This is a genomic window from Rania fehmarnensis (genome assembly GCF_056494185.1).
On record NZ_CM151398.1, the window covers coordinates 7,470,621 to 7,491,945 of the forward strand.

Annotated in this window: 15 protein-coding genes; 4 read left to right on the forward strand and 11 right to left on the reverse strand. The window is 53.1% G+C overall.

Translation table 11 applies throughout. The features are described from left to right. Positions 1-152: 152 nt before the first annotated feature. The 5 genes from SH573x_RS25405 to SH573x_RS25425 all read right to left on the reverse strand — a co-directional run bounded on the left by SH573x_RS25405 (position 153) and on the right by SH573x_RS25425 (position 3,729). Positions 153-389 carry a hypothetical protein gene (locus tag SH573x_RS25405; RefSeq protein ID WP_479350853.1) on the reverse strand — a complete coding sequence of 79 codons (237 nt, stop codon included), beginning with the start codon at positions 387-389 and terminating at the stop codon, positions 153-155. Beyond that, the gene (locus tag SH573x_RS25410; RefSeq protein ID WP_479350854.1) at positions 380-1,003 is read right to left on the reverse strand and encodes an RNA polymerase sigma factor; all 624 of its coding nucleotides are present in this window, start codon (positions 1,001-1,003) and stop codon (positions 380-382) included. Before SH573x_RS25410 ends, SH573x_RS25405 begins: the two co-directional genes overlap by 10 nt. A gap of 39 nt (positions 1,004-1,042) precedes the next feature. Next, the gene (locus SH573x_RS25415) at positions 1,043-2,143 is read right to left on the reverse strand and encodes a redoxin domain-containing protein (RefSeq protein WP_479350855.1); all 1,101 of its coding nucleotides are present in this window, start codon (positions 2,141-2,143) and stop codon (positions 1,043-1,045) included. Positions 2,144-2,316: 173 nt separating this feature from the next. Beyond that, on the reverse strand, positions 2,317-3,315 hold the full coding sequence (locus SH573x_RS25420; RefSeq protein WP_479350856.1) for a low molecular weight phosphatase family protein: 999 nt from the start codon (positions 3,313-3,315) through the stop codon (positions 2,317-2,319). 12 nt (positions 3,316-3,327) lie between these two features. Then, complete coding sequence (locus tag SH573x_RS25425) at positions 3,328-3,729, reverse strand: ArsR/SmtB family transcription factor (protein WP_479350857.1); 402 nt, start codon at positions 3,727-3,729, stop codon at positions 3,328-3,330. A 239-nt stretch (positions 3,730-3,968) separates the two neighbouring features. On the opposite strand from SH573x_RS25425, the gene SH573x_RS25430 reads away from it, so the two are divergent. Next, positions 3,969-5,084, forward strand: a complete 1,116-nt coding sequence (locus SH573x_RS25430; RefSeq protein ID WP_479350858.1) for a T6SS phospholipase effector Tle1-like catalytic domain-containing protein — start codon at positions 3,969-3,971, stop codon at positions 5,082-5,084. Positions 5,085-5,313: 229 nt separating this feature from the next. Further along, a complete protein-coding gene (locus tag SH573x_RS25435) occupies positions 5,314-5,781 on the forward strand; it encodes a hypothetical protein (RefSeq protein ID WP_479350859.1) in 468 nt (155 codons plus the stop codon). Positions 5,782-5,895: 114 nt separating this feature from the next. On the opposite strand, the gene SH573x_RS25440 is transcribed toward SH573x_RS25435, so the two are convergent. Then, positions 5,896-6,717: a hypothetical protein gene (locus tag SH573x_RS25440; protein ID WP_479350860.1), complete on the reverse strand. Its 822-nt coding sequence runs from the start codon at positions 6,715-6,717 to the stop codon at positions 5,896-5,898. Positions 6,718-6,965: 248 nt separating this feature from the next. Here SH573x_RS25440 and SH573x_RS25445 point away from each other — a divergent pair, with 248 nt between their 5' ends. Further along, positions 6,966-7,730 carry a hypothetical protein gene (locus SH573x_RS25445; protein WP_479350861.1) on the forward strand — a complete coding sequence of 255 codons (765 nt, stop codon included), beginning with the start codon at positions 6,966-6,968 and terminating at the stop codon, positions 7,728-7,730. Positions 7,731-7,914: 184 nt separating this feature from the next. Here the strand turns inward: SH573x_RS25445 and SH573x_RS25450 are convergent, their stop codons facing one another. The 3 genes from SH573x_RS25450 to SH573x_RS25460 all read right to left on the reverse strand — a co-directional run bounded on the left by SH573x_RS25450 (position 7,915) and on the right by SH573x_RS25460 (position 12,397). Next, positions 7,915-8,700 (reverse strand): hypothetical protein, encoded by a 786-nt coding sequence (locus SH573x_RS25450; protein WP_479350862.1) that lies wholly within the window; start codon positions 8,698-8,700, stop codon positions 7,915-7,917. A gap of 31 nt (positions 8,701-8,731) precedes the next feature. Continuing rightward, the gene (locus SH573x_RS25455) at positions 8,732-9,340 is read right to left on the reverse strand and encodes an ECF-type sigma factor (RefSeq protein ID WP_479350863.1); all 609 of its coding nucleotides are present in this window, start codon (positions 9,338-9,340) and stop codon (positions 8,732-8,734) included. Positions 9,341-9,451: 111 nt separating this feature from the next. Continuing rightward, positions 9,452-12,397 (reverse strand): CHAT domain-containing protein, encoded by a 2,946-nt coding sequence (locus tag SH573x_RS25460; protein WP_479350864.1) that lies wholly within the window; start codon positions 12,395-12,397, stop codon positions 9,452-9,454. A gap of 306 nt (positions 12,398-12,703) precedes the next feature. Here SH573x_RS25460 and SH573x_RS25465 point away from each other — a divergent pair, with 306 nt between their 5' ends. Continuing rightward, positions 12,704-19,378 (forward strand): bifunctional serine/threonine-protein kinase/formylglycine-generating enzyme family protein, encoded by a 6,675-nt coding sequence (locus SH573x_RS25465; protein WP_479350865.1) that lies wholly within the window; start codon positions 12,704-12,706, stop codon positions 19,376-19,378. A gap of 71 nt (positions 19,379-19,449) precedes the next feature. Here SH573x_RS25465 and SH573x_RS25470 read toward each other — a convergent pair whose 3' ends face one another. Then, complete coding sequence (locus SH573x_RS25470) at positions 19,450-20,298, reverse strand: hypothetical protein (RefSeq protein ID WP_479350866.1); 849 nt, start codon at positions 20,296-20,298, stop codon at positions 19,450-19,452. After that, on the reverse strand, positions 20,295-20,834 hold the full coding sequence (locus SH573x_RS25475; protein WP_479350867.1) for an RNA polymerase sigma factor: 540 nt from the start codon (positions 20,832-20,834) through the stop codon (positions 20,295-20,297). The genes SH573x_RS25470 and SH573x_RS25475 overlap by 4 nt, the downstream gene beginning before the upstream one ends. Between the last annotated feature and the right edge of the window lie 491 nt (positions 20,835-21,325).

The following is a 21,325-nucleotide window of genomic DNA, read 5'->3' on the forward strand; positions in this document are numbered from 1 at the left end:
AACCATCATCGTGGACGACTAAACCGTGGGCGTTTAGCCCCGGTTAATGCAACCATCATCGTGACGTTCGGAAACCGAGGCTAACGCCTACGGCTTATTTTGTCGGGTTGTCGCGAATCGTGTCCACCGTCTGGCGACGGTGGCTACCTTGCTTAAAACCCGATTGCCCGCAGCCCTTCGAGCAACGCCAAGTATTCGTCCCGGCAACACGGGCACTGTTGCAAATGTCGCTCGATAGCCGTTAGCCCCTCAGGCAACGGTTGATGCGATAGCTGCCACTGAGCGTATTCTGCGACTCGTCCAAAACACTCTTCGCAGTCAATCGCATCAGGGGCGACGGTGAGGATCATGTGGACCAAATTAGTTGTTTGCTGGTTGGTCAGTGCCATTGGCGCGAACCTTCTTGAAAAATGCGACTGATTTGTTCGGCTGTGTAGCCACGTTGCTCAAGTCCGTGTTTCAGCTTCGACCGAGCATCGTGCACCAGTTTATAGACCGCGTTGCGTTGACTGTTCAATTTGCGAGCCAGTTCATCGATGGCCACGTTTTCCAGCATGGCCCGTATCGCCAGTCGCTGCCGCGCGGTGAGCTTTTCTTCGATCAGCTCGTTTAAGAAACTCAAAACTTCGCGCCGTTCTGCCAGGCTGGTCGGATCCGTTCTCCCTTGATCGACAAGATCAATGTGCAAGCAATCATGAGTATCGAGGGCCTCAAGCGAAACTTCGCGGCTGTAGCTGCGACGTAGCGCAGAGATGCCGACGCGAGTCGCAATCGTCATGGCCCACACCAGAAAATGACTACGCCCCTCAAACTGATCCAGTGAATTCAAAATGCGTATCAAGGCTTCTTGAAGAATGTCATCGGCTTGAAACGGTCGTCCATATCGATTGCTCAGCGAGCGTGACAGGCCACGCTGCAAGACCGTTCGCAACTCTTCGAGAGCTTCGCCTCTTTCTGGTTCGGGGGCAGTGAGGCGCTGCACCCACATGTCTGGCTCACTCACTGCTTCACGCACCGTTGACACAATCGAGTGGAGTCTAAATCACTCTGCCAGCGCAGCATTGACGACCTCTTCGATTGTCTTGTCTGCAGTGGCACCTTTCCAATTCAATTCGCCTTGCCACCAGTGACGCAAATATCCTTTTTTGTCGATGACGTAAACCGTAGGCCACATCGTATTGGCCCACTCGTTCCAGTTATCCATCTTAAGATCCAGCATAATGGGAAACTCGAGCTTCTCGTCCAGGGCAGCTTTGCAAACCGCCTTGGGGTCGCGTTCGGTATTCGTTTCGGGCGACTGAATGCCGATCAAGACGACTCCCTTTTCAGCGAGAGAGTCGTGCCAGCGACGATAGATGTCGAAGTTGGCTTGGCAATTATGACATTGAAAGGCATAGAAGTGGACCAGCACCACTTTGCCGCGCAAGGACTTAAGCGTCAATGGTTCCGAGTTCACCCATTGTTCCACCGACACAAACTCGGGGGCCAAGGGATAGATGCGACGAAGGTTTTGAGTATCAAATACCTGGCCGACAATATCGGGAAGCTTGCGGTGCTGTTCTTCGGTTAGAAGAGTGCGCAAGCTCTTGTTCTCGCGTTCATTGGCTTCACGGCCATCCTTGGACTGCTTGGCGATGTCAGCAAACTTTTGTTGTTGCTGCGAGGTCAGCTTGAGCTTCGCTGCCAAATCGTCGCGCAGTAGCATTCGCGTCCCCAGCGATTGCCACTCCAGTTGATTCAGTCGGGAGACCTGCGATGGTTGAAAGTTCTTGGCCAGCCATTGCCGAGTATCCGCTTCTAGTCGATCGAGTTCGGCGAATTGTTCTTGGGGTTTGAGAATTCTCGATCGAAACCACTGGCCATCGGTTTCCGCAAACCGAGCTTCGAGATCAGCCACCTGCTTGGTGCTCAATCCCAATTCTTCGTGGACTTCAGGCGCATGCAGCAGTGACATCAAACGATGAGGCACCAATGGCCGGTATTCGCTGCGAACAAGATTCGCTTTCGGCTCGGCCGCTCGAAGCCTGCCCGTCAGACTAGAGGTTGAACTGAGCATCAGACTGAACAGCAAACTGAACTGCAAACTGAACTGCAAACTGAACTGCGCCAGCCCCAAAACTACCATCCGACTCGCAACCTGCATGACACACATCCTTTTCCGCAAAGATTAACACAAGATTGTCTCCTTTCGCTCCGCGAAAGGACAGTTCCTTTTGCGGAGCAAAAGGAGACAATCCTGCGGAACAGCCCGAGACAATCTTGAGACGCAGGCTGGTGTGAATCTCTTACCTGGAAAAAGGAAATTTTGTGGACCGATTACCGCTGGTTCAAGAGGTTACGGGCTTTGCTCAGTGCGCTGAGAACATGGCGACCGATGTCATCGCGGCGTTCATCGTATTTGGCTGACTCCAGGTTGCTGCCATCGTAGATTTTCGGATCCAGAAAGGGCAGCGACAGCCTGAGCGAGGCACCTTGGACGGTCGGGCACTCCGAGTCCGCTTCGCTGCAGACCATGATGGCTGCGAAGTTGGATTGAGGGTTGACGGGATCAGCGTAGTGTTTTGAAAACTCTTCAGCCTGCAAGCTTTCACCCCACTTCACTAGATAAACAGGGTTGGCCGTTTGTGGCTGCCCACGCGGCGCTTCTTTCCCGGTCGACTCAATGTCGACGCCAATCGCTTTCAGCGTAGCGACGGTTCGCGAGTTAAACGCCGAAGGCTCGGTCCCACCGGAATGAAAATGCAGGTCATCGAAACCGTAATAGGCGGCGGCCAAATTCCCCATACAGGCTCCCATCATGCTGCGACGCGAATTACCGGTACACACAATCACGACATGTAATCCATGACCTGACTGATAGTTTTTAGCAATCCAGCCGGCCAGCGATTCGATCGACGCGTGGTGGGACGGATCGATCATATCAAAAGAGGTCGTCAGCAGGTCTAGATGCTTAAGCGTCTCAGGCGCAAGTTTTTTACGGGAAGCTGGAATCATAGTCTCAACTGCTTGTTTAATTTCATCTACACTAAGTTGTTTGTCGATGCCTGCTAACGTCGCAAATCGCGGTTGGGGTATCAGCAGCTCTGCTTCGGAGGACTGAATCGCTCCATCTTTCAGGGCTTGGAACAACTGCGTTTTGATCGCCAAGTCTTTAGCGTTAGCATCCGACCAGCTGCCAACTGCTTGCACGAGCCACAGAGCTTGTACAAAAGTGCCTTCACTTTTTTGTGCATTCTTGTCGACAGGGTCGACCCCGTCGGCACACAGAGCGGAGTCTGGCCAGGTTAATAAGGCCAGGGCGATGAGCTGCAACATTTTGTCTCCTCGTTATTTGGAATTACATTCGTTCGCGATCGCTCGACTGGTCGCGGGCTGGCAATCAGCCTCGGTTAAACACAAGGCCAGTTCTAGGAGTGGTTCGACACAGCCGTTGTGGATCCGGTAATAGATATTGTTGCCGCTGCGTCGAGCGACCAAGATTCCAAGGTCTAGCAAACGCTGCAATTGGTTCGAAACCGCTTGAGGTCGCATGCCCAAAGACTTGGCCAATTCAGTGACGCACATTTCTTCGGCTCGCACCAAAGCGTGCAGAAGTCGCAAACGCGTATCGTTACCGAGCACTTTGAAAACCGCTTGCAACCCGGCCGCTTGTACAGGCGACAGCAACGGCCGGCTTTTCAATCGGCTCTCGCCGCCACTGCAACTTGACTTCTTCCGCTTGACTGCCATTTCCCAACTCTCCCGTGGCAATACACTATATCGTGTAATAGTGTTCGTCAAGGGCTCCACGCCTTTTACGCCGTAGCCAAGTGTCGCCGTAGCCACCGTCGCCGTAGCCACCGTCGCCAGACGGTGGTTGCATAAGGTTTGATCGTCCACCGCTTGGCAGCGGTGGCTCCGATGGTCTCAGGTCGTTACAGTGGTTTGTCACAAACCAAGTAGGGACCGACACGACCGGCGAGATAACCATGCCCGAGTACACTAGAACTAAGAACATCGTGATCTGTTGCGATGGCACCAGTAACGATGTCACCTGCGACTCGACCAATGTACTGCGACTTTATCGATCGCTGGAGCGATCCGACGAGCAACTGACCTTTTATGATTCGGGCGTCGGTACGATAGCCGATCCGACCAAGTTAACTTGGTTCGGTAAACGACTCAGCCGCAAGCTGGATATGGGCATCGGACACAGTGTCCGCGAGAATGTCTGCAAGGCTTATCGTTTTCTGTGCCGGCATTATCGACCGGGCGACAAAATCTACCTCTTTGGCTTCAGTCGCGGGGCTTACACCGTGCGGGCGCTGGCGGGCATGATACACTTCCTAAGCTTAGCACGTCCGGAATTAGACGAGCTCGATCGCATGGGCTGGGCCATCTTTGCCGATGATGATCGCAGTTTATTGGTCGGCAAACGCTTTCGCTCGGCCAATCGCTTCAAGTATAGTTTTGGGCTCGAACAGGAAATCAAAATTCACTTTGTGGGCGTATGGGATACAGTCAGTTCGTTTGGTTTCATTTGGAACTTGAGAACCGTTCCCCACTCGGCCAACAACCCATCGATTGTGCATGTGCGACATGCTGTTTCGATTGATGAACACCGCGCCTGTTTCGGCGCTAATATATTCCGGCCCGACCCACTTGCGCAACACGCCAGCTTCAAAGAGCGCTGGTTTGCGGGAGCTCACGCCGATGTCGGCGGTGGCTATCCGGAGCTGGATAATGGGCTGGCCAAAATTGCCTTAAAATGGATGTACGACGAGGCTGCCGAGCAGGGCTGCAAACTCATTAATCGTCAGTGCGACTACTTCTTAGGCCAGACCGACTCGGATATCTCGCGGCCAGATGTCATGGCCACTGCGCACAACTCAACCATCGGCGCTTGGCACCTCTTGGAGTATGTACCTCGCAAACAATTTGATCACGACAGCACCCCACCGCGCATGCGCTGGTTTGGTCCCAATCTCTACCGACGCCGAACGATCCCCCAGGATGCAATCTTTCATCCATCGGTTCAAGAAAAATTGCAGCGTGACCAATCCTATCGACCACCCAACTTGCCAGCCAACCCCCAATTCCTGTAGCCGAAGTCGCCAGACTTTGGACTTTTCACTCTTTGTAGCCGAAGTCGCCAGACTTTGGACATTCTGTATTCCGTAGCCGAAGTCGCCAGACTTTGGACGTAACTTCCGTCTCTGTGATCGCCCAGCTTTGGCTGAGATTTGACTTGTAATTCCTAGTAACTATGATGCCACCGGAGCACTTGGTTTACCACTTGATGTACTGCTGCGCCTGCTTTTGAGGGTTTTTGAAATGCGTTCTGTCATGATTGTCGCGTGGTTGGGTTTGGTTTCGACACCGCTACTCACCTGGGCTCAGCAACCTCTGGGGGCTGTTGTCAGACATGGGCATGTGGGTGCGACCTGCCCCTGTGGACATGTCCATGCAGCGCCCGCGCCGGTTATTTCAGCCCCGATCATTCAGCCGAGTTACAACGCGTGTAATTCTTGTGGTGGCGGTTGCGGGTCCGGGTCCGGTCTGTGTGCGAACCACGCCGAGTTCTACCATCGGCTGTACGCCGAGTTCTGGGCCAACAATCAGTGGTACGCCATCCACAAACAGCAAGAAGCGGCAGCACGTCGAGCCAGAATGTACGGCCGCGACTATCCAGAAGGCCCCGTGCAACCCATGGAACCCATGCCGGCCAAGCCCGCACCCAAACCACCAGCGCCCAAGGCACCCGCACCTGAGCCTGCCATTGAAGCTGTTCCCGCTCGATAGCCAATCACCCAGTTCCTGCTATCAATGCGCTCTGGCAAAAATCGCAGAAGGGATGGTGTTTGAACCATCCCTTCCGAGTAGCGTGCGAGGCGTTCGCCAATTCACAAGTTTCGACTACTCGTGAATGTTGCTCTCAACATGGTCAATTAGACTTTGAACTTGGTTGCCAACGTTGGTGGCTGGATTGAGCGCCGTGCTGGTTGGGATCTCGCGTGCTGGTGTTGTGCTCGCGGCAACGCCTTCGGCCTCTTTGGTCAGCTTGTCAGCGAGCTTGAAAGCTTCGTCTAAGGCTTTGCGGGCCTCTTCTGTGCGTTTGACATTAGCAGCCTGCTGATCTCGTTGCTTAATCGCGTCTGCGATGGCAGCTACCTTGGCCGATAAGGCTTTCTGATTAGCCAACCAGCGACCTTCTTTTTCGACCGCTTTCTCCAGGCCAGTTTGTGCCGTTACCAGAGCCTCGGTTAGTGCCTTGTGGCCTTTGTCGCCTTTCTCATAGTTGTCGACCATCTCGCCTAGAACAGTGGCGATCGTCTCTTTGCTGTACATCTGGCCATTGAGGCAGATTTCCAAGCAGGGCGAGTTCATCAAGTCTCGAACAAAGCTGATGCGTTTGAACAGCAAAGTTTGAGCTTGCTCCGACTTGCTGACTTGCTCCTTGGCGCCGGCCAGAACTTGCTCTGCCAGCTTGCGTTCGCTGGTACAGTTCTCGGTAAATGCATCAACCTGCTGCTTGAGCGAGTCAAGCTTTTGTGGTTGCGGGCTAACCGGTGTCGACACCGCTTGCACCGTGATCGTAGAGCGTTGGACAACGACCGATTGCGGTACGGGCTGCGCGACTGACTGCGGAACAATTTGCGCCGAGCAGTTGTCACCCGCACTGGTCAGGTTTGCCAATATGCTGCCCACAATCATCGCAACTGAAAATACACATCGCATGGAACGTACTCCGAAAAGAGATGGTTGAAACACTTGGCAGGGTCTCATGTCCTGCCTTCACCATCTAGAACGTCTTTCACAAACAATTCTTCCCGTCGGCGAAAGCACGTGGACACGTCCAATTCGGGATTAGGGCACAGACTGTGTCTGGTAAGGAATCGCAATTGATTCCGTTCTATCTAAAGATGCGCGCACTGTGCCGCACTTAGTTTCTCACATGTTTGTGGACTCTTTAGAGGGAGAATGTCATGCGATCTTTGTTCTACTTGGTGGTGGCTTCCGGGCTGGCGGTTGTAGGTATCACCAGCGGCACGCTTTCGACACTGGTGGACTATGGAACAGTAGGCTGGCAACGCGTCACGAGTTGGATGCAAGAAAACATTCCGCTCGAAGATGAATTGGCGGTGCTCGAATTGAACGTCAAGAAGCTCGACGCTGAGATTGAATCGAACGCGAAACTCGTTGCCAGCTACGAAGTCGAACTCGAGCAAGAACAGCGCAGCCTACGGAAAGGCGAAGCTACGCAAAATGATTTGGCCGATGGCCTGGAAGCTCTAGGGCAGAAGTACGTTACCGTGCTGGAGGGCCCACACCGCGAGAAAATCAGCCACACGCTCAGTCGCGGTACAGAACACTTCAAGATTCGATCGCAAACCTTGATGGCCCAGCGCGAACTAGTCGCCCGCAAACAAGAAAACCTGATTAAATTGAGAGCAGGGTTCGAACAACAAAAGCACGAACGCGGATTGATGAAGGCAGAGGTCGAGCGATTACGCGCCGAGTATACGTCAATGAAGGTCAAAGGTCAGCTGCACGAACCAGCGCTCTTGGGTAGCACCTCCAGCAAGGTTTACGACTTGAAGCACCGTTTGGAGAAGAAGTTGTTGACTCAGCAAAAACTGCACGAGCTGACCTCGAGTGATGCCTCAAGCGATGTGGCCAAACTGAATAACGACTCCAGTGAATTTGACCTGGCAGAGCTACAATCTGCGCTCAGCACTTTTAATCCGTAGTAGAACCCCTTTGAGGCTTTTGTCACACCAATTTTGAAGGGCGAGAGTCGAACACTGGCTACGTGCGATCAATCGATGATTGACTGCAGTTTCGCTCTACGCCCTTCCGGTTGCCTGGCCCTGTAACAACTTCTCCTAAGCAGATCAAATAACGCTATGCTACGACATTTAACGACCGAGCGACTCAGTCAAAAATCAACGAACGTCCCGGCAGTCGCACGGAGAATGGAAAGGCAATCACTTTCGACGAATTTGGTGGCAACATTGTCTTACCGCCTACCGTCACATTCGCAACCTGGCTGGTATTGATCATCAGCAAATGAGATTGTGTGAGCAACTGAATTTCCAGTTGTTGACGACTGATACTGGCATCGGTTTTGTCGGCGATCAGGAAACGGTTGCCTGCTGGCACAGCCATCGCCATGTTCCATTTTGGGTCAGAGCTCCGACAACGACCAAAGGTACATGTACCACGCAATGGCCAATGCTGCTTGGCTTGCTGAAGCGCCTCGTCGTAGATGCAGGTCACCATGCGTCCTGAGGCGGCATCGGTGAATTCGATACAGATATCGAACTGTTCCTTGTAATACAGTGGCCCAATTGCATCACCCCAGTGATTTCGCGCGCGACACTCCACCGTGGCCAGATCTGGGAGCACGTCGCGGAACTGTGAGCGCTGCGAAAACAGCTCCGCATATTGCTCGAGCTGAGGTAGTTGAGCCCGCTTATTCAGGATGCCTTCGCTATCCACGCGGTCGGCATGGCGGGCGACAAAAAAGCTCCAGCTCAGCCAGCATCGCTCGATATCAACTTGAATTAGCGAGGACAAAAGCGCCCAATCGCAGGTCGGGAGGTCGCTGCGTCGACCGAGAAAAGTTCGTATCGAATCTGGACCACAAGTCAGATTAGTCCAGGTAGCTTCGTACTCTTCGGTCAACTCATCGATTCGGCTATCCGATAACGTAGTCAATCTTTCCTCCGGTAGTTACGAACAATCCATATCAGATCAAGTCGCGTTCTTCCGCAAGTTTGAAAAGCATGTCTTCAATGCGATTGGCAATTCGAGTTACGGTCTTGGTCGACTTTCCTTCGGTACCCAGCGTCGCGGCAATTTCAGCATTCGTTTTTCCATCCATTCTGCCGGCTAACACTTGTCGCTCTTCTTCGGTCAGTTTCTCGTAGACAGCTTCTAGCAGATTGGCGACAGTCTCTCCTTCTTCATCCGAAGGGTCTCCCGCGTCCTTGATCAACTCTTCCAGTGTGATGCCATCTTCGATAGGGTTCCACTCGCGGTTGGCGCTACGCTTTTGGGCGCGGAAGAAACGCGCTTTTTTGCGAACCTTATTCAGGGCGATTGTCACCAGCAAGCGCATAAAGCTGTCGCTGGCTTCGATGTTGATCTTGCCACCTCGCGCTAGACGAATGATGGAAGCCAGAATGCTGTTGACCATATCTTCAGAAATAACCTTGGCCCGTAGTTGCTGCGACATGTGTTTGTGCACCAACGCCATCAAGTTCGGGATGTACGACTGCAAGATCTGCGTCTCGGACTTGGCCGCGCTGGTCGACGGCATTTGCGATTCTTGGGCAGCCATACAGGTTGTTTCCATGTCTCAATGGCAACGAAGTTAGGCACGTCGACGCGTCCACGTGCTTAGGACCCTCCAAATTGTATCTAAGCAGCTCGACGCGTCCAATTCGGGATGAGGGCACAAACAGAGTCAAGGTTCATCACCCGTGATCACAAATGCGGCCCAATAGTAGGGATGGGCAGATTGGCGCTCACTGCGAAGTTTGGCAATCAGCGCCCGTTGAGCGGCCGAGAGAGCCTCAAACTTTCTCGTGTGAATCTGCAATTGTTCAGAGAAAGCTCCCATCACTTCGACGGTTGCTTCATCAGAGATTTTCGAAAGCGACGCAACCACCGAGTGTGCGCCAGCTAATTGAAATGCTCGACGCAAACTGGCGATTCCATCTCCATCGTAAATGTCGCCAATCGCCGTTTCACAGCAGCTCAAGATGACCAATTGGCAACCTGTCAGGTCCAGGTTCATGATATCCCGACCTGTGACGACCCCACCCAGTCCAGCTTTGCCAGGTAAGCTGCAGCCACTCAGGCACACGCCACATCGCAACAGTGGGTCCTGGGTTACCGCGCGTACTGCGTACCCAGGTGTACCGGTTTTCGAATCAGGCTTGGCTGGCAAATAGAAACCATGGGTGCCAATAGACAGAGCCACTGGACGACGTACACTCAAAAGGCTCTCGGCCGTTGCAGCCTTGCCCGTCAAATAAACGGGTGGATCCTTATGCAGCTTGGAAAAGGTGCGCAAAATCATCTCGGCTTCCACCGCCGTGCCGGGCAAGGGTGGCAGATCCTGCAGCTTGAGATCATCGCCTAGCGATCGAGTAGTATCCTCTGTGCTTGTCGCCAGAAAGTCGGGATTGGCCAGAATTACTGGAGCACTCAACTCTATGGGGTCAAGGTGTTCTCTGGCGAGCAACTTTGTGCCCGAGGTAACTAACTCGATGGCATGTTCTTCGACCAGATAGCTCTGGTTGGTAAGTGACAATGACTGCCAGGGCACCAGCCATAAATTGCTATCAGGTGCGATGATCCATCTCGGTTTATCGCCCACGCTGCGTTTAAGTGGCGCGGCCAACTTTTCGGCCAGAGCGGATTGCAGACGCAAATAGTTCTGCTCTGCCTGAACGTCGCCTTTGCGTTTTATCTCGTGCAGCGCATCCCCGAGCACGCTGCGAAGTTGTTCAATCGCGCTATCGATTTCGTCGGCCGTTCCCAGTTTCAAGATCTCGATGCGATCGACCGTTACAACCCATGCCAGGTACTGACTGCGCGCGTGGTCTCTTTTCAGCGGGTCATTGTCATCTAGTTTCAGCAGCTCGATGTAAGCAGTGTCCGGAGACAGTTGCTGTACAAAATTCTGATGGGTGACCCAGGTTCTTCCTAAGCTAAATTGATTGGAGGTTTTGGCCAGCCGAATGGTCAACTGATGTTTGCTATGCAGCAATTCGTTCAGTTGCTGGTGGATCGCAACTTGCTCGGTTGGGTCGTCGCTAAATCGTTCCTCCAGCGACATTCTGGCCAATTTACGTGAGGTCTCGACCAGGTCACGATGTATCGATGCTGTTTCGGGATTGGACGAATTGCGAGCTAACCTTTGAAACTGTCCTTGCGCCCATTCCGAAGCGGCCTTAGCATTCATCGCCCACTCGAACGTCTTTTCGCGAACCACAGGGTCGTTGGGATTTCGCAGCGCCCACTGCAGTGCCCCATGCAATTGAATTCGATCCGCCAGGCTCAAGTAGTTTAGTTGTTCGACCTCGGGCATGAGTGGCAACGTCTGAGTGATATGCTCGAGGCTAGAGCGCCGAGCCTTGTCGAAGATCGCGACGGATTCCGCCAGGTTCCCCTGCATTTGATGGATCGCTGCCAGACTGCTGGCCGACTCGGCCAATGCGGGGTGAGACTTGGGCAACAGTCGGTTCAATTGTTGAAAACATACCTCCTGAAAGTATTGCGCCTCGGCATATGCTCCCTGGCGTTGATATACCAGTGCCAGAGACTGCAATGGAGCGATCTGGTTGCGTGAGGTCATCTTTACGGTGGTATCGTTTGCAATACGGACCGCACGCTTGAGCGTTTCCTGGGCCGCCTCGAAGTCACTCAGGTTCGTATGCACAAACGCCAGTTCCGCCAAAGTCTGAGCAACTTCTGGATGCGTAGTCCCTAATAGATTCTGCTGCTGGTCTCGCACCTCCAACAAGGTGCGTTTGGCCTCTTCATAATATTTGGCTGCACTCAATACGCTCGCATACAATCGCGAAACTTGTGTCATCGCCAATGAGCCTGTCGGCGAAATCTTGGTGAATGTCCGTAAACTTCTTCGCAAGAATTCAGCACTTTTCGTAAAGTTGCCCTGCAGTTGATAGAGCCTGCCGAGGTGTGCATAGGCTGCAGCGACATCAGGTGAGTTTTGTACGCCTAGGTCAGCGAATATGGAAATCGCGTCATCCAGATAGCTTTCGGCCATCGCGTATTGGCTATTCTCGATCAGCAGCAGTCCATAGTTGGACAAGCATCGAGCCGTCCGTATATCATGCCTGCCAAACGCACCGAGTATCATGGGCAAAGCAGCCTCGAAACTCTCGGTTGCACGGGACAAACTACCCAAGTGCGTGTAAAGATTTGCTTGACCGCAAAGTCTTTCAAGGCGAGCCTCTTCGATGCTCGGGCACTCTCGACATTGCTGAATGTTCTTCAGACTTTGATCGTACGCCTCTTGTGCCTCATCCAGCCTGCATCGGTCGATGTAGGTTTCCGCCAGGGCGTTATATGTATGGCTCAGTTCCTGAGTAGGCGTCGGACCAGCCATACCGAGATAGATGTCGATCGCGTGCTGATAATACTGCAGAGCCTCCTGCCATTGATTGGAAATCCTGCAGACGTATGCTAAACGTCGCGAGACCTCCGCCTCTTCAGGGCTATTAGGGCCCATTCCAGGACCGATTCGAGGCAATAGCTCGCGATAGAGCAACTCGCACTGGGGCCATTCTCCACGCAGTTCCAGTTGTTGAGCTTCATCAATTCGCTGTCGCAACTTTATGCTCAGCGGACTTTCTTGGGCCAAACCCCGCAATTGCATGGCGGCTAACAAGAGAAGGCTCGACCAAAGTCTGCAATAAGTCACAGCGAGCTCCGCTAACACGGGGTGTAAATGTCCATTGCTGTAGTGTTGAATGTCTCAAAGCGAGACTCGTTGCCGCACAATGAGATTCCCAAATCTCAACAGGTGGGACACAAAACTGGCGGCCATTTTTTGCAGGAAGAGCAGCGTGGGCTAAAGGCAGTCGCGATAACGATTCGGTAGCACTTCAGTTACAATCAAACGGCAATTCTGCCGTAGCTTCCCCTCCGATGATGTGTTAGACCTGGGCGATTTTCAGCCGTAATGGACGCTCGCGAAAAATTCAAGCAGTTGTGGAACACGGCTCACCGGCCCGAGTTGTGGGATTTTGTTGAGGCCAACTCGCTGGTTGCGCCTGCCGACATCCTGGAGATCGCGGTCATCGATCAGCAGTATCGCTGGTTGCATGGGCTACCGCGTGAGACTCACGAGTATCTGGCCAAACTGCCACTCTTGGCTGTATCACCCAAGTATGCTGCGCGATTAGTGGCCTCCGAATTTCTATGTCGTCTATTAGACGGCCAGTCGCTCGACGAACATGAGTTCATCTCTCGCTATCCTGCATTGGCAGATCGGCTACCGGGAAAACTGCGTGCCATCAGCCAGAGCATGCCGGCCAGGCAAGACCCGGCACTGTTGATAAGTATCGAAGATGGCTTCAATCATCAGCTGGCATTGGGGCGTCAGCCAGTGATTAGTCAATTGCTGATCGAGAATGCTCACGCGTTGAGGGGCGAGATAGCGAAACGTCTCATACGGCAAACCTGTTGGCGACGTCAGCGACAAGGCGCAGTACCCAACTGGCAAGAGTTTGCTGGTGACATCCCCGCGCGTTATCTACCGACGCCTGAATTTTTCGAAGAGTTGCGACTAGAGTTATCTCCGCATGACACGCAGTCATTTCAATCTTCTATTGATACGTTTGGGCAGGGGCCCAGTGAGCCGGTGGCGGCGCTACTCAGCGGCACCTTCATTACGCTGCGCAAAATTGGTGATACTGCAAAGGGCCGGTACCGACTGTTGCGTGAAATCGGTGCCGGCAATTTTGGGCGCGTGTACGCAGCGGTTGACGAAGAACTCAAACGGCAAGTGGCCATCAAGGTACCTAGTCAGACGAATTTTCGCAGTCAACCAGAAGTCGATTCGTATCTGGCCGAGGCCCAAGCGATTGCCAGTCTTGACCACCCCTATATCGTACCGGTCTATGATGTCGGTCGGACGCGAGACGGCTCGATCTATGTTGTTTCGAAGTACATTCACGGCACGACGCTGGCCCAACAAATCAAGGCATCTTCGTTTCAATTTGTAGAAGCTGTTCGCATTGTTCAGAAGGTCGCCTTGGCACTCGACCACGCGCATAGTCGGCACTTGATTCATCGTGACATCAAGCCTGCCAATATTCTGTTGGAAGAGTCAACCGGGGTGCCCTACTTGGTTGACTTCGGGCTGGCAGTTCGAGATTTGGATCATATTAACAGCGATGTCGCTGGAACGCCCTGCTACATGAGTCCCGAACAGGCGCTGGGTGAAGGCCACCGTCTTGATGGTAGAACCGACATCTATTCGCTGGGCGTAGTGTTTTATGAAATGCTGTCTGGCCGAAGACCATTCGATGGTCAGACAGTCAATGAACTGTTGCACAAAACAATCGCAGTTGAACCGCGTCTGCCGACGGAGATTCGCTCTGACATACCCGAAGAGTTGCAGCGAATTTGTATGAAGATGCTCTCCAAACGAGCCAATCAACGCTATGCAAACGCACAGGAATTGATCGAGGATTTGGAGCATTGGCTCGACACCACCGACGAAGACACCATTGAAGTACCCCTGGATTCGCCGATCGTGCCACGTGGCTTGCGTTCCTTTGATCGTTCTGACGCCGATTTCTTTATTGGCCTCTTGCCCGGGGTTCGCAATCGCGACGGACTGCCTGAGTCGATCGCATTCTGGCAGCGTCAAATCAATCAGAGCTCGCCCGAACTGACGTTTACGGTGGGGTTGGTTTACGGTCCTAGCGGTTGTGGAAAATCATCGTTGGTAAAAGCCGGATTGATTCCGCGACTGGCAGATCATGTCATCCCGATATTTGTCGAAGCCGATGGTATCGAGACGGAAAATCGCCTGCTGAGCACACTTGTCCGGCAACTGCCATTCCTGGGTGGCAGCGAATCGTTATCGCAAGCGATGCATAAACTGCGATTGAAGTCGGATGGCAAAGTCGTATTTTTTATCGACCAGTTCGAGCAGTGGTTGCACATCAGCCCTCCAGATCGATTGCAGTCAGACCTGGTTAAAGCACTCCGCCAATGCGATGGTACGAGACTTCAGGCTGTGCTGATGGTCCGTGATGATTTTGCTATGGCGGCGGCCCGGTTCATGAACGAACTGGAAGTCGCGATAGTCCAGGGGCACAACTTTGCTACCGTCGATTTGTTTGATTTGGCCCACGCCCAGCGGGTGCTGACCAAGTTCGGCCAGGCCTATGGCAAACTGCCAGAATCAGCTGCGGCGCTCAGTGATTCCCAATTGCAATTCATTGCTGAATCGGTCAACAGCCTGGCAGAGCAAGGCAAAGTTGTACCAGTGCGACTGGCTATCTTGGCAGAAATGTTAAAGCAAAAAGAATGGCAACCTGCCACGCTGTCGCAGATTGGTGGCTCACAGGGAATTGCGATCAGTTTTCTAGATGACACATTCGGTGCAACTACCGCCAATCCAGTCCATCGGTATTTTAGTTTGGCTGCGCAGCACGTACTGCGTGCACTCTTGCCTCAAGCCGGCTCGGACCTCAAAGGCGCCGCTCGATCGCAGGCAGATTTGCAAGCCCACGTGGGCGATAGTCTAACGGGAGACGGTTTTGCCGCGCTACTGCGCATGCTCGATGGCGACTTGAGGCTAATCAGTCCGGTCGATTTCGAAGGTGACAGCCTGAGCGGTTCGGGCAAGAGCGTAGGTGAGGTGCGCTATTTTCAGTTGACGCATGACTATTTGGTGCCCGCGTTACGATCTTGGCTGAACCGCAAACAACGCGAAACACCTCAGGGTCGGGCTGAATTAAAGCTGGCAGAGTGTACTTCGGCTTGGATGCTGCGACCCGAAAATCGCGAACTACCCACCTGGACAGAATGGCTGAGAATTCTGATGTACACTTCAAGAATGAAGTGGACCAATGCTCAACGCAAGCTGATGCGTCGCTGCACTTGGTTGTATCTGCAGCGATGCTTGATTTGGTCACTGCTCTTTGTTGGTCTAGGTATCTCGAGTTGGTTTGGCCGTCAGCAAGTGGTTTCCAAACAACTAGTCGTGAGCCTCCTGGCCGAAGAGCCCAACTTGATTGCCAGCAAGATTCAAGCCCTGCGCGGCTGGAACTTTTGGACCAATCACGACTTGTCTGCAACCTTTAGCTCAAGAGACTCCAGTGCGCGCGCCAAGTTGAATGCATGTTTGGGTCTGATCTATCAAGACGCTTCGGCCCTTCCTCAGTACACAACATTCCTTCAAGATCGTCTGCTCGAATTGAGCTCCGCAGAGTTCATATCCGTTTGTAAATTGCTCGAACCCTTCAGCGAACAACTGCTGCCCAGATTTTGGAATGTAGTTGAGGACCCGCAAAAGTCTGCCTCCCAGCGGTTGCGCGCGGCCTGCACACTGGCCCAGTGGGCGGCGGGCGATCCCAGATGGAATGACAGCGAGTTCAGAACTGGTGTCTGCCAACTCGTGTTGGATGAAAGCTCTGCGGATATCACGAATTGGCGAGTAGCCCTGCGACCGGTCAGCCAGTTCCTGTGCCCATCTCTGGCGGAACTGCTGAAGCAACCCACGACGCAGCAAATCTGGCGTGAACATGCTTTTGAATTGGTAACCGACTATGCCCAAGAAGACGTCGCCTTGACGGCCGAATGCATCGCTCAAGCCGACCCACGAAATTTTCAAAGGCTCATGGGGAATCTAGCCGCCGCCCGACCTGAAGCTATTTCCGCGCTAGTTCAACTAAGCGAGACCAAGCCTCGTCCCGATATAGCCCAGTCTGCGAATTATAGAGCGGAGCCCTCTGAAAAGTCCCGTAGTGCCATCCAATCCTCGCAGGGGATGATTCACTCCGATTCAGCATTTTGCCTGGCCATGCCGCTACCCACATTCCGAGAGGCGATCAAGGATCTCGGGATCGCCCAGTACCGACCTATCCGCGTTCGTCCCTTCAAGGTTGAACAACAAGCGGCAGACCTCAGTCGCAATTCGACAATTCTGATCAGCGCCGTTTGGACTCGCGATGCAATCGATTGGAAAGTCGATTTTAACGAGGAAGCCGAGCAGTCGCGGCAATGGCACGAATTGTCAACCGATCAGTGTTTGCTAGAGGATATGTCCGCCGTCGCTCAAGGTCCCATGTCAACCAACCGAGACTTGCGCATTACGGTCTGGAGAGCCAAACGGAACGAAATGGAGAGTCGCACGTTCATCTTTGATACACTCCAGCCAACGTGGCGCACCGAACTGAAGACGCTAGCCCAAGAGTATCCGTCACTGCACTCCATTTACGTGCGGCAAGACGCCGAAGGCAAGCCGCGTTTCACCTCGATTCTGACGAGTAAGGGTCCAGAAACCGAATTTGTATCGAACGATGGTAATCGTGAAGTTTTCTATCAACCTCAAGTTGACGTTAGCCTGGTGCCTGCAAGTCTATTGGCGCCCAGCAGTCGGACCAAGCGACTTTGGGACGGCTACCGATTGCGAAAGAACTCTGACCCCGATTTCGTTAGTAGCCTCAGTCCCAATGCTCTGCTGGAACGAGTCGAATCCGGATATGACCAAGGTGCATTCGATGAATGCTTGGAACTGCTGGAGGTTTACAAAGAAAAGCTCACTCCCGCATTAACTCGCATCCAGGCATTAACCAAAGTACGGCTGGCGATTGCCGAAGTGAACCAACAAGTCGCAGGCAGCGAACTGGATGAAGGTGCCCTGGAAAAACAGAGAGGCGACAGCGCAGCTCACTCAGAGCTTTGGAATGCGAGTACAGCGGAATCGATTGATCTTCGCGCGCAGCTGGCCGCTTGGAGCAACAAGTTTGCGGATGCTCAAAACATCTTGGAGACTGCGCAAAACCAAATTGGCCGTTCCTGCGCGCAGCTTTATCTGTTTTCACGCTCTTCAGCACAGTGTTTGGCCGCAGCCAAGCACGCCAATAACCCGGGCTATGCCGACTTATTCGCTCGCATTAGCATTGAACTGTTGGATCAGTGCTGGCAGCGTCGCCACGAATTGAAAACGGGACTTAAGGTCCGATCGCAATGGGAGTTTCGGCCACTCTTCGAACTGTCGGCAGACGAACAGTCCCGTTTGGGCGAAACCTATTCGCAATTCTTGGCAATCGAGCAAGACGCCGAACCGGTCTGCCCCGTGTCGCGAATTCTGAGATTGGATGATTCGCTCGATAGTCGCCTGCTCCTGGGTCAATCTGAATTCAACACTTCCCAAAACACTCAAATGTTCTCCGATAGTCCGCGCGTCGACGAGTTAGTCAAGCAAGGTTACCGAGCGGCCTCAATTTGCGTCACACCTGTTACCGAGTCGAGCAAGAACACCAATAATCCCGCTAAGCTTCATTACGCAGTTTTGTTGCACAGAACGGTATTGCCAGTCGAACGCAAAGAGCAATTGCAGCGACAACAAGCGCTGGCTGGCATCGCGCTCTTGCAACTCCAGGCTTACGAACATGTTTGGCCACTGCTTAAATCCCAGGCTGATCCCCAAGTACGAAGCTTACTGATCACACTTATTCCCCAATATCAACCCGACCCCGCGCTGGTCGCTCCTTTGCTCGACCTGGCCTCCTCTACAGAGCCTGATATTCGTATTGCCCAAGTCTTGTTAATGGGGCAGTATGCACGACAGTCCAACCTGACTGACTCCATCAAGGCCGCATGGACCGCGCAGTTGCAGACGCTGTACACCAATCACGGGCATGCAGGCATTCATAGTTCCTGCCGCTGGACACTTCAACAACTCGATGCCGAACCTGCCGCCGCATCGCGCGAGCTGGAAGAGAAACCCGAGGATTCGCTGCCCAACTGGTATACCACCAAAACCGAGGGCCACACGCTCAGCGTCGTAAGTCCCGAGCCATTCATCATGGGCAGTCCACTCTTTGACATGGAACGCTTAGGCGGAAGAGAATTTCCTGAAGAGCATCGACTCAGCTGTACGATCCCGCGAGTCTATGCCATCTCAAATCATGAGGTGTCGATGCCTCAGATGCTCGCCATGAAGAGGAGTTTAAATCTGGCAGTTATTCCCGAACCTAACACAAGCTACACCAAAAATGTCGAGGATGTACCGGCTCACCGAATTCGTTACTTCGACGCTGCCCGTTACTGCAATTGGTTGAGTGAAATGGAGGGCATCGCCCGCGAGCAATGGTGTTACGAGCCCGACCAGCCGTTCGAACATGGCATGCGCCCGCGAGCCAACTATCTACAGTTGACTGGGTATCGCTTACCTACGGAAGCGGAATGGGAGTATGCCTGTCGCGCAAGGGCGACAACGTCTCGATCCTACGGCGACTCTGTCAGCTTACTGAAAGAATATGCTGGCTACGCAGAGAATAGCCGGATGAGACAATTGTATCCGCGTGGAAGTTTCATGCCCAATGACTTCGGTTTGTTCGATATGCATGGAAATGTCTTGGAATGGTGTATGGAACCGCATAAAGAATACGCCTATCGGCTAGGTTATGGGACCGACCTTCCCAGCCAATTCGAAGTTACCAGCACAACCGGGATGGTCGCCCGGGGTGGCTCCTTCTTCAGCCCCGCGACGAACGTCCGCAGTGGCTATCGCAACTTCCAAGTACCAACCTACAACAGTTCCGTCATGGGCTTTCGAATTGCTCGAACGATCCACACAATTGATAACGCAGAAACCACAAAAAGTAACTAGAGAACCCGAAAGAACAAATGTCCGGCCTAATCGCATCAGTGGGAATGCGGCTCCTAATTCATTTTTGAATCTTACCCCACTGTGCCTCTGCGTCTGGCTTCGGCTTGCTCGCTGAGTACCTTGGTCATTCGCCTGGCAATATCACTTGCCTGGGCGGCAGCCACCTCCGGTGTCAGTCTATCCTGCTTGAGACTGGCGATCAGCTCGTCGAGTTCGTTCGACCACTTCTGGCACTTTGTAGTTAACCACTCTTTGTCCAGAGAGCTCAGTTGCGGTTTGGGATGATTGATGAGAGTTTGACAACCGGCCCGAAACTGTTGCAACCTTGAAAGTAACTCAGTCGAGTTGGCTGGCTGTTTACGCGACCATTGGGCCGAGAGAGCGGCGAGTTGAGACAGGAATTCTGACGGATGGAGGTCGGAACTGAGAGAAGATACTCTAGCCAACCCCCAGCCTACGGTGTTTGTTGGCGATTTTTGCCCTTGCGACAGAACCGCCGCAATCAGCACGGTAGCCGCCAGCGCCGCTAGCGTCAGCGCCTGATTGCGCAGCCACGTAAGATTCTCTGACTTTGACTCAATTACTAGCGGTGTACTCACCAGGTTCCCCTGCCCCCGCGAGACCAAGGCATCCCAGTAAGGACTGCAGGCCTCAAACGCACGGTCTTGCAAGTCAAACAGCAATTCAGGGTGATCCAGTAACAGAGCAATTTGTGCTGGTGATAGCACGCGTAATCCGTATTGCCAAAGGTCGGCTAATTGCGGTCCGCAGATAGTCTCCACTGATGGCTGCTCGTCCAATGCGTCTGGGTGCGGATCCAATTCGTCAACCAGTTCAGCCAGGTGCGGACTGACGATTTGTTGCTCCAACCATCTCCACCATAGTTCAGATTGAACAGGTAGTGCGTCGATTATCGTCATGCCACTCTCCCTTCACCGATCAAACGAATCGCTTTTTTGGCTTCGCTGTAATATACGTAAACCTTATTGACTGAAATCCCGAGAGTCTCGGCCACATGCAAGCTGCTCATCCCTTGTGAGCGTAGTTCGAAAACTTCCCGGTGCCTCGGCGAAAGCTCTTCGGCCCATTGGTCTATCTGCTTCATATCGCAGGCGGGTTCGGCCTCATCATCAGCAGTTGGGATGTAATGTGACTCTGGTTCGGGTGTATTGTCCAACCAGGCTACTTCGCGACGGCGTTTACGTTTGCGAAGCATGTCCAAGCATTTGTTCTTGACAGCTATACGCAGGTAACTTCGCCATTTTGATTCGGGCAGGTCGACAAATTTGCAGGCCGCTCGATCCTCGTGCAGTTTGATTAAGACGTCTTGTACAACGTCTTCGGCATCAGGCATGGCTCGTAGGAATCGACACGCCAGCAGAGTCATCCAGCGTCGATTCCGATGGTCGTTATGCTCAATTGCACAACGCTCACCTGAGCAGGCCCCAGAAATCATTGTTTCGTAATCCAATTTTCTCCCCTTCCCGTTGGATACAGGCGATAGCTCGACCGTATCTGTTCGACCGCCAGAGTAACGTCTGGGCCGTGAGATTCTTACCGTCTCCACATAAACACTTGATGGATAAAGTGCTAATCCCAGATCTCGCTCGCTGAGACATGCAACGCCTAAAAAAAGTTAAGTTCCTACTCCTACTCCTGCTCCTGCTCCTGCTCCTGCTCCTGTTCCTACTCCTACTCCTACTCCTACTCCTACTCCTACTCCTACTCCTACTCCTACTCCTACTCCTACCCGCAAGCATTTCGAGTAGGAGTAGGAGTGGGAGTGGGAAAACTAACGTCTTGCCCAGTCAGGTAGCGAGTTTGGAAACGGCAAAGCGGAAGAAGCGGCAGTGGCGGGCGTTATGGATATTGAACTGTGGTAGTCGCCACAGAACTTCAAAGAAACTTTGTCCCACTTCGCGGCAGACGGGATTCTCAACATGCACG